The organism is Vagococcus allomyrinae, from assembly GCF_017829975.1.
GTDB lineage: Bacteria > Bacillota > Bacilli > Lactobacillales > Vagococcaceae > Vagococcus_D > Vagococcus_D allomyrinae.
The window spans coordinates 16,601-30,348 of the sequence record NZ_JAEEGA010000010.1 but is presented as its reverse complement, the minus strand read 5'-3'; the positions used below and the strand labels follow the sequence as shown (position 1 = coordinate 30,348).

General features: G+C 38.3%; 15 protein-coding genes. All 15 read right to left on the bottom strand.

Annotated features, from left to right (window positions below; all coding sequences use genetic code 11):
* Window positions 1-6: 6 nt before the first annotated feature.
* A complete protein-coding gene (locus I6N95_RS15175) occupies window positions 7-324 on the bottom strand; it encodes a PTS lactose/cellobiose transporter subunit IIA (protein WP_209529483.1) in 318 nt (105 codons plus the stop codon).
* Window positions 325-337: 13 nt separating this feature from the next.
* Complete coding sequence (locus I6N95_RS15170) at window positions 338-1,144, bottom strand: Cof-type HAD-IIB family hydrolase (protein WP_209529482.1); 807 nt, start codon at window positions 1,142-1,144, stop codon at window positions 338-340.
* Window positions 1,141-2,082 (bottom strand): ROK family protein, encoded by a 942-nt coding sequence (locus I6N95_RS15165; protein WP_209529479.1) that lies wholly within the window; start codon window positions 2,080-2,082, stop codon window positions 1,141-1,143. Before I6N95_RS15165 ends, I6N95_RS15170 begins: the two co-directional genes overlap by 4 nt.
* Window positions 2,083-2,144: 62 nt before the next feature.
* A complete protein-coding gene (locus I6N95_RS15160) occupies window positions 2,145-2,456 on the bottom strand; it encodes a PTS sugar transporter subunit IIB (protein WP_209529477.1) in 312 nt (103 codons plus the stop codon).
* Window positions 2,456-3,787 carry a PTS sugar transporter subunit IIC gene (locus I6N95_RS15155; protein ID WP_209529475.1) on the bottom strand — a complete coding sequence of 444 codons (1,332 nt, stop codon included), beginning with the start codon at window positions 3,785-3,787 and terminating at the stop codon, window positions 2,456-2,458. The genes I6N95_RS15160 and I6N95_RS15155 overlap by 1 nt, the downstream gene beginning before the upstream one ends.
* A gap of 32 nt (window positions 3,788-3,819) precedes the next feature.
* Complete coding sequence (locus tag I6N95_RS15150; protein WP_209529474.1) at window positions 3,820-4,677, bottom strand: Cof-type HAD-IIB family hydrolase; 858 nt, start codon at window positions 4,675-4,677, stop codon at window positions 3,820-3,822.
* A 13-nt stretch (window positions 4,678-4,690) separates the two neighbouring features.
* On the bottom strand, window positions 4,691-5,671 hold the full coding sequence (locus tag I6N95_RS15145; RefSeq protein ID WP_209529472.1) for a sugar phosphate isomerase/epimerase family protein: 981 nt from the start codon (window positions 5,669-5,671) through the stop codon (window positions 4,691-4,693).
* 11 nt (window positions 5,672-5,682) lie between these two features.
* Window positions 5,683-6,075, bottom strand: coding sequence for a C-glycoside deglycosidase beta subunit domain-containing protein (locus I6N95_RS15140; protein ID WP_209529470.1), 393 nt, complete (start codon window positions 6,073-6,075; stop codon window positions 5,683-5,685).
* A 100-nt stretch (window positions 6,076-6,175) separates the two neighbouring features.
* On the bottom strand, window positions 6,176-7,282 hold the full coding sequence (locus I6N95_RS15135) for a Gfo/Idh/MocA family protein (RefSeq protein WP_209529468.1): 1,107 nt from the start codon (window positions 7,280-7,282) through the stop codon (window positions 6,176-6,178).
* 42 nt (window positions 7,283-7,324) lie between these two features.
* Window positions 7,325-8,386 (bottom strand): Gfo/Idh/MocA family protein, encoded by a 1,062-nt coding sequence (locus tag I6N95_RS15130; RefSeq protein WP_209529467.1) that lies wholly within the window; start codon window positions 8,384-8,386, stop codon window positions 7,325-7,327.
* Between the two features lie 2 nt (window positions 8,387-8,388).
* Window positions 8,389-8,745, bottom strand: coding sequence for a nuclear transport factor 2 family protein (locus tag I6N95_RS15125; RefSeq protein ID WP_209529465.1), 357 nt, complete (start codon window positions 8,743-8,745; stop codon window positions 8,389-8,391).
* Window positions 8,746-9,735: a sugar phosphate isomerase/epimerase family protein gene (locus tag I6N95_RS15120; RefSeq protein ID WP_209529463.1), complete on the bottom strand. Its 990-nt coding sequence runs from the start codon at window positions 9,733-9,735 to the stop codon at window positions 8,746-8,748. It lies immediately after the preceding gene.
* A 14-nt stretch (window positions 9,736-9,749) separates the two neighbouring features.
* Window positions 9,750-10,178, bottom strand: a complete 429-nt coding sequence (locus tag I6N95_RS15115) for a C-glycoside deglycosidase beta subunit domain-containing protein (protein WP_209529462.1) — start codon at window positions 10,176-10,178, stop codon at window positions 9,750-9,752.
* 22 nt (window positions 10,179-10,200) lie between these two features.
* The gene (locus I6N95_RS15110) at window positions 10,201-11,115 is read right to left on the bottom strand and encodes a sugar phosphate isomerase/epimerase family protein (protein WP_209529460.1); all 915 of its coding nucleotides are present in this window, start codon (window positions 11,113-11,115) and stop codon (window positions 10,201-10,203) included.
* Between the two features lie 166 nt (window positions 11,116-11,281).
* Window positions 11,282-13,591 carry a GH39 family glycosyl hydrolase gene (locus tag I6N95_RS15105; RefSeq protein ID WP_209529457.1) on the bottom strand — a complete coding sequence of 770 codons (2,310 nt, stop codon included), beginning with the start codon at window positions 13,589-13,591 and terminating at the stop codon, window positions 11,282-11,284.
* Window positions 13,592-13,748: the final 157 nt, after the last annotated feature.

The window sequence follows — 13,748 nt, the reverse complement described above, 5'->3', positions numbered from 1 at the left end:
ATCTCCTTAACTAGAGATTCGCTCATGTAAGCTAATGATTTCTCTAGCGATATCTAAAAAACTCATTGCGGTCATCAAATGATCTTGACTATGAATCGTCAGCAAAGTCACTTCGATTTTATTGCCTTGTGCTTCTTTAGTTAGCATCTCTGTTTGCGCATGATGAGCTTCGACTATTGATTTTTCAGCCGCTGCTATTTTCTGTTGAGCTAAAGCAAAATCCCCTGCTTTCGCCGCTTCAATAGCTTCCATGCCATCACTTTTAGCATTTCCTGCATAAATTATTAACCCCATGATGGCTTCTAATTGTTCTTGATTATCCATTGCTAAATTCCTTTCAAATTAAATTAAAATGTTTTAAGGCAGTCACGACACCTTCAGCATCATTGCCACTAGTGATAAAATCGGCTGCTTCTTGAATGTTAGTTGCTGCATTTCCCATTGCCACACTTTGACCAGCAAATTCAAACATACTCAAATCGTTCTCATTATCCCCAATCGCGAGAATATCACTTGCTGGAATCCTAAGTTTGTCCGCTGCTCTTTTTAACCCTTGACCCTTATTGGCTCTTTTAGGTAAAATATCAAAGAAACATGCAAGGCTCCGCATTCCCTGATAGTCAGCAAAAACCGTTGCCGGTAAACGCTTGACGTTATCACTTAATTCAGCGGTAGTGCCGACAAGCATCAACTTATAAACGTTTATTTTTTTCAAATCAGCTAGGGTGCATTTTTTTACTTCTGTTTCATTTAACTGACTATCATAGAAAGTAGCAGGATGAATCTCTTTGGTCAAAGTGTACATCCCATCATTTGTTTGAAGGTGATACGGAATGTCATTTTCAGTACAGATACTTATTAAGTCTGCTATTTCCAACGGGGAAAAAAACTCTTCAAAAATTATTTCCTGTTGATAAGGATAACTCACCAGTGCCCCATTAAAGCTCACCAAAAGCGTCTCGTCATCAACTAAATTTAAACGAGTTAAGATCGGTCTTAAACTATAAGCAGGCCGACCAGTACAGATCACAATTTTGATCCCTTTGCGAATTAATGAGTCAATCGCCTTGACCGTGTTTTGACTGATTTCGCCCTGACTATTTAATACTGTTCCATCAAGGTCAAGGGCAACTAGACGGATCACCATTTTTCCTCAGCTTGATAAAGTTGCAAGCTTTCATAGGCTGCTCCTAGAACGCCCGCATCATTTCCTAAACTTGCTTGACGAAGAGTTAATCCTTCTCGAATTTGCGGGAACACGTATTGCTTTAATTTTTCTCTTAAAGGATCTAGTAATGCTGAGCCTGCAGCGGAGACACCACCACCGATGACTATTTCTTCTGGGTCAACTGTATTAATAATTCCAGCTAAAGCCCGGGCCAAGTAATCGATTGTCAGAGCAACTGTTTTTTGGGCTTCACTATTTCCACTACTTAATAAACTAAATATTTCCTCGGCGTTCGTAACACGTTCTTTAGGATTACGAATCAGTTCATTGATTGTCGTAATCATCCCAGCCGCCGAGGCATAAGACTCGAGACAATTTGTATTACCACAACCACAAATTCGTTCAGTTGATGCCACTACAGGAATATGGCCAATCTCACCACCTGAAGAGTGAGCCCCATTAATTATTTTTCCGTCAATGATAATGCCGCCACCAACACCCGTTCCTAGGGTAACAAAAACTAAATTCGTTACACTTTTGATTGAGCCTTGCCACAACTCACCTAAAGCGGCCGCGTTTGCATCATTTAATAAAACAACGGGAATATTTAAGCCACTTTCAAGTCGACTTTTTAAAGGCATAGTTTCCCACCCCAGATTGACGGCGCGCTGAACTACGCCCTTAGCGACTGGGCCTGGCACACCGACACCGATGCCAATAATGTCTTCAAGGGGAGTCCCCTGCTTATTCAACTCACCGTGAATACTTTCAATAATACTTTCTGGAATTCTCTCACCTTGATTCAGTGTTTCTGTGACGATTTCCCACTTCGAAAGAATAGTACCACTAAAATCAATGACTGCCATTTTTATGGTTGTGCCACCAATGTCAATGCCGATTATTTTCTTTAACATGTCTTCACCTATCCTTGATTTAAAAACAGAGAGGAAAAGTGTGATCACTTTCCTCTCAGTGTTTAGTTATTGACTAAATCTAATGCTTGTTTTAACACTTTTTCACCATTCATTGTGCCATATGCTGACATATCAATTACCGCGACTGGTATTTTTCCTTCAACGAGAGCGACAATTTGTTTTTCTTTAAATCTAACTTGGGGCCCCAATAAAATGACCTCTTTATTTCCAAGATGACTTTTAATATCGTCGACCGGCCGCGCCTCAACATGTGTCTCAACCCCAAGTATGGCGCCAGCCTTTTCCATTTTTTCAATTAAAAGACTCGTACTCATACCAGCATTACATACTAATAAAATATTAATTTCCTTCATTATCCTTCACCCAATTCTACGCCTGCAAAGTCCTCTTCACTTGCTTCAAGTGTTGCTTGCTCACGTTTATATTCTGTATTATCCGCCATTTTAAAGAACGGGAAGTAAATCGCAACTGCCACAATCACACAGACCATTTGAGCTAAAAGTGCTCGCCAACCACCGGCAATAATTGCGTTTACAAAAGTTGGCGTTCCAGTTGGCAACTGAGCTCCTATCATGCGCGGAACTAAGCCGGTCGTAATCGAGAGATAACCAATCAACCCCGTTACTAAGGGTGTGATAACAGTTGGAATCAAGAAATGAGGATTTAAACACACTGGGGTACCAAAGGTGATTGGCTCATTAATTCCAAAGAATGTTGGAATCCCAGTAATTCGACCAATATTTTTATACTGATCACTCTTAGCAAAGAATAAGAAACAGATTGCTAATCCAAGGACGCAACCGCCACCACCAATTTCTAAAAAGACAGAGGTAAAACCAAAGTCGATCAAGTTAGGTGGTGTGGTACCTGCTGCTGCCGCATTCATGTTTTCAATGGTCATTGTTTGGAGAATGGGTGCATAAACGCCAAAGATAATTGCTTTACCGTGGATCCCAAACCACCAGAATAATCCAATCAAAGCGTAAGCGACCATGACACCGCCAACAGAACCACCGATTTTTTGAATTGGAACTTGTAAGACACTGTAGACCAGATTATGAATGCTACCAAAACTAGTTAACTTAAAGAGCCAGGAGACTAAAGCGCTTAAAAACGTTAAGCAAAAGAACGGTATAATCGAACTAAATGACTTAGAGACAAAACTCGGAACTGACGCGGGCATTTTAATCGTTATATTTTTATTGATAAACCAGCTGTATAAACGAGCGATAACTAGCCCAACTAAAATACCGACGAACATTCCTTTTGAACCAATGTAATCAAAACTAATAAAATCAACTGGACGAACTGTGTCGTGAACTTGTTGTTCAATGGTTGCTAGCGGTGTCAAAATTAAAAACGAAACAATCGCTAAAAATCCTGGGAAAACACCCTCAACTTTGAAAGAGCGAGACAGATTGTAAGCAATAAAGTAGACGACAATTAATCCCATAATATTACTAGTAAAAATACCTGGTAGTAATAAAAGTGATTTTAAGCCATTTCCTTGAATGAAAGTTTGGTAGCCTTCAAAAGGTAAATTGGCAATTAAGGTACACATGGCACCGGTAATGCTGGCAGGAATAGTCATTACCATTCCTTTACTGACTGCTTTCAAATAACGATTATCCGAAATTTTTTCGGCTACTAACTGTATTTTTTCAATATTATCCATAAAACTCATAATATAATCCCCTTTAAGTTTTTTCAAATAAGCTAGATAAATCTGTTGATTGCTTTGCCGACTCCATCGGCATTATTTGATTCTGTCAGATACTTTGCTTGGGCTTTAACTTCGGAAATGGCATTCCCCATGGCCACTGGATAGCCGAATTCGGAACTAAGCATTCCTAAATCATTATAACTATCACCGATGGTCATGATTTCTTGTAAGTCAATGCCTTGCTTTTGGGCGTATCGCTTTAAGGCCTCCCCTTTGTCGCCCAAAGGATTGGTAATTTCTAGATTGATTGCAAAGGATCCGGTCACATTGACTGGAAAACGCTGTGGCAAAGTTTTTCTCAAATTAGCCAGCAACGCTTTTTTGGGTGAAAAACTAATAATTTTGCCTACTTCAAAATCGTTTTCAAAAATATCATTTAAGGATGAGATATGCCGAATATTTTGATAAAGAAAATGATTTTCCGCTTCAGCATAACCTTCTTCTAATGACACTTCTGGATGAAAATTATTTATTTTTGTGGCCACTGCCCATTTACTTACTTCACTATCGCTTGGCGAAAATGTTCCCCCCGTTGTGTAGAGCTCTATAAAGAGTCCCAGATCGGCTAATTCAGTGACAATTTCACTGACTACTTTTTGCTCCAAATAGAGACTTTGGATAATTTCTCCCTTAGAATTACGAAGCTCACTGCCATTCATCACTAGGTAGTTACATTCAAGATTAACGGCTTCAACCTGTGGCGCTGCATCTTCATAGCTTCTGCCAGTTGTAATAATAAACTCAATCCCTTGAGACTGGGCGGCTTTAATCGCCGCCACATTGGTCTCTGAAATTTGGTGCTGACTGTTTACTAAGGTGCCATCCATATCGACAGCAATTAATTTAATCATGGTCTTCACCTACTTAACCGATTACTTTTTTCAATACAGCCTGATGGCGTTTTACTTGTTCAATACTATCAACTTCCATATAATCTTGAATATGTCGATTGCCTTCATACTCACTACAAATATAGCCTTTATAGCCACCATTTTTCAAGGTGTTAATCACATCTGCATATGGAATACTTGTTTCTTCTAGTTCCGGGGTAATATCGTAGAACTTACCATGAATATGGACGATGTAAGGCATATTTTTAACTAAGATTTCTGGATCAGTATAAACAAAATGGCGACAAAATTCAGCAAATGCTTTATCAGCCTCGGTTGCCTCAGGCATCTGGGAGACTTTTTCAAATGTTTCGTCTCGATTAACGCCTTGTTCATAATTATCGCTAACCCATTTAATAATTTTTGGCGTGCCACCTTTGCGAATATAGCTATCTTGGAAAATTGATCCAATACGTTTTGTAAAAATACCAAAGTCAGGCATGATTCCAAACCATTTGGTCCCGCTTTCTTTGATATAGTCTAAACGCTCCTCAAACCATGGTGTGCCAAAAGTAAATGGCGCATGGACTTCTAACGCGATTTTAACATTCACTTCTTCTGCATAAGCCAGGCTTTCTTTGATTACCTCAAGGGGGGTTGAAACCAAGGTTCTTAAAATTTTAAAGCCTAAACGGCTTGCAATTTTTAAATCACGTTTCATCATCGCCACGTTTTCAGAAGTCGTCAACATCCGATTAGCAAATAATTTATTATCTAAAAAAGCATCATAAGAAACAGCTTCAACGTTATACTTTTTCAACCAACCTTCCCATTGAGCGACAAACTCATCAGAAATATCAGGGAATGTCGGAATCATTTGCTCTGGTAAAAATTCAATTCCCGTCGCACCTGCTGCGGCGGCTTCACGAATACAATCTTCTAATGTCATTTTACCGGTGTAAAACTCATCTTGATAGCTATAAAGCGATACACCGCGTTTAATTTGATTACTCATTTTCTCAGCTCCTACCCTTCTAATACTAATACTTTTTCATCTTCGCCTGTGTTGTTAAATGGTAAATATGAAATACGTAAACTCACAAATGCATGAACTTTATGTTCGCCTGCCTGTAAACCACCAGGCTGATTGACAAAAACCGTAATGGTTTCAATCATTTCCCACCGATGATTAATTGCTGTTGGTAATTCTGCAAAAGTAAAGGTTTCCCCTTTAACCGTGATTAACATCGCTTGATTACTCACACTTTCTTCATCGACTGTTAAGTCAATTACTTCCACACAACTCATTGCTAAACCGCGATAATAAGGAATCCGCAGTTGAACCTCATAACCGATTACCTCACCGTCTTTTTCTACATTGCGAAAGCCAGTTGGATTTACTAAATACTTTTCAAACATATCGAAGCCTCCTTCTTTATTTTTCAGTTAGATAGTTCCCTTTAAATAAGCCAATGGAACTATCTCTCTGATTATTTACCACGATGGATAAATGATTTGTTTATAATTTAACTTCACTACCAGTCGCAGCCGCTTGGTAAATGGCATCTAAAACTTGTGTCACTTTAAAGGCTTGCTCTGGTTTAACTAATGGCTCCGCATCATTAATGATCGCTTCTAACCACTGTTTTGCTTCTAATTTTTCAGGAGCTGAGTCGCCCCCTTCAAAAAAGGCAATGTTTCCTGCAGTGCTAATATTTTCTTCCGTTAACAAGCCATTTTTAGCTCGGTTATAAGTTAATTGATTGACAGGAAAACTCATCCCTGCTTCAATTTGGGCACCAGCTTTTGTTCCACATAATGTCGTTGCAGCTTCTTTTGATTCTAAAACATTTAACGCCCAAGATGCTTCTAAGAAAATCGTTGACCCATCTTTCATTTTAATAAAACCGAATGCTGAGTCTTCTACTTCAAAATTGTTCGTATCCCAAGGCCCAAATAAGTTCCCTGCATCAGCACCTGGTAAGTTGCCTAATTTATGAAAAACTGAGCCAGTGACAGATTCAACTTCATAGTTATCCATCATCCAAAGAGTGATATCTAATGCGTGGGTACCGATATCGATTAATGGTCCGCCTCCTTGTTGAGACTTATCGGGAAATACGCCCCAAGTTGGAACTGCTTTACGACGTATTGCATGTGCCTTAGCAAAGTAAATCTCACCTAAATCCCCGTTCGCACACGATTCTTGTAAGGCTGTCACTTCTTTTCTAAAACGATTTTGATAGCCAACGGTAAATTTCTTACCTGATTTTTTCCAAGCAACAATCATTTTTTCTGCGGCTTCAGTCGTGTGAGCCATTGGTTTTTCACATAGGACGTGTTTGCCCGCTTCGAAAGAGGCAACCGCAATCGGACTATGACTCACATTTGGCGTACAAATATGGACGACATCGATTGATTTATCTGCAAGTAACTCGTGATAGTCAGCATAGAATTTCGCCTCTTCACTCCCAAATTTTTCCGCAGCTTCTCGGGCACGTTCAACTTGTGTATCGCAAAAAGCAACGATCTCACATTTGTCACTTTGACTTGCTAAGGCTGGGAAATGTTTATTATTTGCAATCCCTCCACAGCCAATAATTCCAATTCTTAATTTTTTCGACATGTTATTCTTCCTTCCTTACCCCTTTTGGGAATCACTCTTTATTTATTCAAAATGAATACTTTGATTATATTTTGCCGCTACGCGAATAGCATCTAAGACTTCCATTAACCGTAATGTTTCACTTGGTTTAACAACTAAAGCTTGTTGGCCTTGAGTAAAGGCATAATAGTTATCAAAGAACATTTGATGATTAACCTCAACCTTTGGTAATTCTTCCACTAAAATCCTACCAGCTGGTGCCGGACCAAAACTTCGGGTAGGACCAGCATGAGTCATGGTGATTTGTCCGGGAACATTGCTTAACAATTCCGAAGTTCGGGTAATTTCTCCAACTGGATTAAACCCATCAATTTTAGCACTACCTTTATTTCCCCCAAGGAACCAGTGACGTTCGAACCAATTGTCAGAACTATTTAAAAAGTAAGTCCCTAGTTCTATTTGGGCGTTCACACCATTTTCAAAATAAAGTTGAATGTTAAAATAATCATCGACTTGCTCATTGACAACGTTGTTGACATGAGCATAGATGGTTTTCAACTTGGCTGGAACGAGCCATAAAATCTGATCGATTAAATGTACCCCCCAGTCGTATAGCATGCCACCTCCACATTCGGGATAAATATGCCAGTCATGCATGTTCCCATTAAAGCCATAAAGAGCACTCTTAATCGTGTAAACCTCACCGAGGGTTCCTGCTTCGTAAACTTCTTTGGCCACGCGATAATCATGATCCCAGCGTCGTTGATGATGAGTTGTAAATCGAACAACCCCTTCTGTCACAGCGATCATTTTCTTAACTTCTTGGCCTGTCATCCCTAGTGGTTTTTCACAAATAATATCTTTTTTCGCAGCCGCGGCTTTAATTACCATCTCTAAATGAAGTTGATTTGGTACCGCAATAATGACCGTATTGATGTCTGAATTTGCTAATAGCTCATCTGCGCTCGTATGAGTTTTAACTCCTTCTGGTGCAAATTCGAATTGCGCCTCATTTGTGTCACAAACCGCAACTAACTCAGCATAGTCGAGTCTTTGAATTGTCTCGCCATGAGTCTGCCCCATAAAACCATAACCGATAATGCCAAATTTCAATTTTTTCGTCATTTTTATGACCCCCTCTTATCAAAATAATCCCAGTGCTCGACAAATTGATTGTTTTCAACTCGATACAAATCAACAACATGGGCCTTCGTGCATCCTTGTTCCGTCACACTTCTCAAAAAGACTGCCACATAATCATCAGCTAAAAGAATGTGATCTATCGCTAATTGAAAGTATTCTTGGGAACTAAATTTTTCTTGAAAGGCTGCTATTAAGCCGGCTCTTCCTTGTGGCACATTTGGATTATGTTGAATATAATTTTCAGCAATCAAATCATCTGCATGACTTACCTCTTGCTTATTAAAAAAATTGGTATAGAAACGTTGAACACTGTTTTTAGTTATTTTTTGATTCGCCGCCATCTATTTCATTTGTCCTAAAAGTTGTTTCGCCATCTTCATTTGTCGTTTAGTGAATTCTGTCCCACCACAATAAAGTTCATCTTCATACTCACACATTAAGTAACCAACGAAATCTGACTCAGCCACAACCGCTAAAATTTCTTCATATGGAATGCTTGGCTCCCGTAAATCTTCACCTAAATAATGAAATTTACCATGCAGTTCAAAACAATAAGGTAAAATTTCTTTTAACTCTGACAGTAATTGTGGCAATTGCTCTTTACTCTTAAATTGAACAAAACCATACATCCCCTGAAGTGCTTCATTGATTGCAGGATGAGCCCCACGTTCTGAAAGTTGCTCGCGGGCCTCGGCTAAGCTCACCCCTTGATAACGTAGTTCAGCTGCCAATTCTAGATGCTCCTCGGCTACGCCGCGCTCTAACGCTTTTATCCAATGAGCTTTATTGGGAGCAATCGCAAAACAACCAAAATCAGGAATAAACCCTAAATGATTGGATCCGGTATTTTTAATCACAGCTAAATACTCTTGCATCAATGGCGATAGCGGAGTTTCTGGATTATGGATTTCGATGCCTACTTTAATCTGATAAAGTTCAGCATAAGGTGCTAAACGTTCAAAGGCTGCCGGTGATAACATATACTGAGCACGCATCACACTGCATCCTAGTTTATGGGCAGCTTTTAAATCAATAATTGCATCGGCCAACATCTCGTCATCAGTTAAGTTTCGCTCAGGCATTAATCCTTTATCATTATTTGCAGCGTATGCCACTGGACCAATACCATAAGTCGCTCTTAATTCCTGAATCAATCCTAAAAATTCTTGACTGACTTGAGGATATGAAGGAATCATTTGTGTACCTACAATCTCATAACCACTGGCCCCTGCTAAAGCTGCCGCCTTAACACAGTCCGCAAAATCATATTCATAACGAGCATATTCGGTGCCATAACAAAACAGTGTTGCCCCTAATTGAATCTTACTCATCTGCTAATCTCCTTTCACGCCACCTCAAAAGTAAGTTTATCCCCAGAATCTAAGGGCATAAATTGATGGTTCGGACCTAATTCCATATAAGGAATGCGTAGACGCAATTTTAGTTCTAATTCATGGCTCCCAGCATCTAGCCCTCCTGGATATAAGACGCGAATTTTAGCCAACTCAACTTGACTCCAAAATTCTGTTACAGCATAATTTAATTTATAAAGTGGTAACTCTTTGCCTTTTAGTTCAAAGGTGATCGCCTCTGGTGCTATTTTTTCCTCGCCTAGATAAAGCTCAAAGAGTTCAATATCTGATAAATAATGTCCACGGTAATAGGCCAATTGAATAGCAAACTCAAATCCATTTGGTTGCCCATTGATATACAAGTTCGTCATCGATTCTTTCTTGATTATTTCTTCATTTAATTTCATTCGCATTGCAAACATCGGCGAACCTCCTTTTATTTCTTTAAATTACAAAATTTCTTAAATAGCGCGTACTTAATGTAATTGATTGTTGAACCGCCTCATAACTCCCTTCAAAGGCTTTATCTTCAACTTCAATACAAGTGTTGCCAGTATAGCCAATATCTGTTAAAGCGGAAACGTAGCGACCCCAATCAACGTCACCTAAGCCTGGTAGTTTGGGACTCATATAGTCAAGGGGCGTTGCCATTACGCCGACATCTTTTAATTTTTCAGGATACACCTTTATATCTTTATAGTGAACATGGAAAATCTTATCCTTGAATTCATAAAGAGGAGCAAGATAATCAATCTGTTGCCAGACAAAATGAGACGGATCATAGTTTAAACCTAAATACTCACTATTCAAACGCTTAAATACCTCTCGCCAAATCGCCGGCGTCGTCATTAAGTTTTGTCCTCCTGGCCACTCATCTGCTGTAAATAACATCGGACAATTCTCAATGCCTATCCTTACCTTTGCCTGCTCAGCATATGCTAAAATTGGTCGCCAAACGGTTTCCATCTCTGTGAGGTTTTCTAAAAGAGATTTCGACTGCATTCGTCCGATAAAAGTCGTCACTAAGTTCACGTCTAACAACTTGGCTGCATCAATTAAATGATACAAATGGTCAATGGCTTCTTGTCTTTTTTCTAAGTTTTCATCTAAAGGATTAGGATAATAAGCTAACGCAGAAATGCTTACCTGTTTACTTTCAGCATATGATAAAATGGCCTTTGCTTTTACGGCGTCTAAATTCACCACATCTATATGAGAAACACCCGCATAGCGCCGAGCTGCCTTTCCTTGTGGCCAACAGGCAAGTTCCACACAATCGAGTCCATTCGCCGCCACAGTATCGATTACTTCTCTAAAATCACTCTGATCTAAAATGGCACTGACAATTCCTAATTTCATTCCAACACCTCAGTTTCTTCTTCATTTGTGCTACATCCATATTGTAAAACGGTTTCTTTTACGAAGAATTCCTATTTTTGTGTAAATCTCACTCACTTTTTTGTGTAAATATAAAATCAGCACAAAAAAGACAATAATCATCTGACGATTATTGTCTTCTTCTGATCTATTGTCGTTTAATAATGTTAATCAAATAAAATTCATTGGTTGTTTTTATTTTTTGCAAAACCAGTGATTTATCGGTCACTTCAATTTCTTCTAATGTTTGAAGATGATTGTTTTTTGCATCAAGGTAACTTAAATCTGATGCACGTAAGTTACTCGAATAATTAAAATTAGCCCATTCTTCAAGTAAATCACCATGTCCTTTTAAACAACTAAACATTCTCAATTCGTAGTTTCCATTAGGGATATCTCTTAAAATAATCTGATCAAGAAACTCCTCTTCCTTAAAAAAATTAGTTACTTCATTTAATTTTAATTGAGATTCATCTTTTAAAAAGTAGAGACTGTTAGGATGAGTGTATTGATGACCTAAAATAAAAAACTCCTCTTCTTCTGTTGAACAAACTAAATGGTAATCATCTTTGTACAAAATTTTTAAACCAATTAACTGATTAAAAAATATCATCGCAGTCATGGCTGGTTTAGCTAAACCATTCTTATTAATCAAGCCACTCCCACCGGATAATAATTCAGCTCCTTTGTGACTCTTCTGAGCTAAATCCGTTCCAAGCCAATAGCCTAATCCAGCCACTTCTTCAAATAAATCCAACAGACTTTTCACCATAAAGGCACCTTTATAAAGACTGTCATTTAATAAATTACTTCGCGAAACGGTATTACTCCACTCAGAAATATAGACGGGCTTTTCCAACTTTACTTCATTGATTAGTTTGACTTGCTGACGCAAGAAATCCGGGTCACTGATTCGTTGTAAATTCCGTTTCTCCCGCACTAATTTGGAGGCGTATGGGAATAAGCCAAAAGAATAAAAATCAAATTGACAGCCTGCCAACTCTACTTCAAGAAAATGAGCTAAATCAATATCAGTAGTTGCAGGAAAATTGCCACCCCCTATTTCAATTTCTGGCAATGTTTGTCGCAAAATAGTGGTTGTCCGCTGATAAAAATCGCGATAGTTAGTACTGACCTCTTCATCTTGATAATCATCTAAAACAATTTCAACTCGCCAATTCTTAATTCGCTGACGCCCATATCGATTTAATAAATGAGTTGAAAAGCTCGCCATAATTCGGGCCCAATTCCCTGGTGAATATTCACTTTCACGAAAATTCGCCGCTGATTTATTCAGACTAATCCAGGGGATAAGCCCCAATTCCAAGAGTGAATCTAAAATTTCATCGACACTTTCAAAATGATAACTGTCTTCGCCTAAGATTTTAGGTGTGAAGAGGGCCCAGATTCTGCCGTACTTAAATTCTAGTTTTCGTTGTAAAAGGGCCAAGTGTTCTTTCAAATTGCTTTTTAAAACAATCTCTGCTTGTCCGATATTTAAAATAGAACGCCATGTATCCTTGACTAAGCGCGGTTCTAACGAAGAAAAATTTAATTCTAGCTTAAATTCTTTTCCACCAACAGCTAAGTTTTTACTATCCTTATACTCCTGGTAATGAGCTTTCATCTCCGTTGTCGGCTGAGTTAAGACAAGTTCTTCTTCCAGTTTATTTTGCTGACGGTATTCCGACGGTGTACTATTATAGACATCTTTAAACTTTTTATTAAAGGCATTAACACTAAAAAAACCATTGTCGACCGCCACACGGGTAATCGACTTATCTGAACTTAATAAATCTCGATAGGCAAAACGTAGTCGAACATCACTTAAATAGTCTTTAAAATTAAGTCCTACTTCTTCCTTAAATTTCTTGGATAAATAAGCCCCATCCATATGAACTAACTCTGCCATATCTTGCAACGTGACTTTCTCATAGTATCGCTGTTTAATTTCTCTCGTAATTTGAGAAATGCGCTCATCATGATTGAGTCCAGCCTCATTTTGAATGCTGAATAAGCTACTTAATTCATTCAATAGCTTATAAATTTTACTAAGCTGCAAAAAATTAGTGCGCTCATTCTCAAATAATAACAATTCAATAATAGTCACAATATTTCGACGTAATTGTTCATAATTTTTATTGGTTTTCGCAATAGAATTACAATTGAAACTAATATGTTCCGCATCAAACGCCTGTGATAATAAAAAATCTGAAATGGAAAAACGAAATAGGAGGTTATCTCCAGCTTGACTCTTTAAAAGAAACTCCTCATGCTTATTGATAACAATCAAATCATCCACTCTCATCACATAATCAACCTCTTCAAGTTTAAGATTTGCTGTACCTTTTAGTAATAAAAAAAGTTCTGTTTTTCGCAAATCACGATGACTAAGATTAAAGTCTGACATGAGCTGTATATCACTTTGAGTATCTAAATAGCCAATGATATTACTCATTTAAACCATCACTCCTTTAAATTATCCAATTCTTACCTACTTGAATGACTATATCGTAACCGCTTTTTTTGTAAAATGCAAGCTTAGGAGGAGTGAGTGATAGGTTGAGATAGAGGGAAAGGAGAACTCAGGTTTAATAGGGGGAATTGCATTTTAC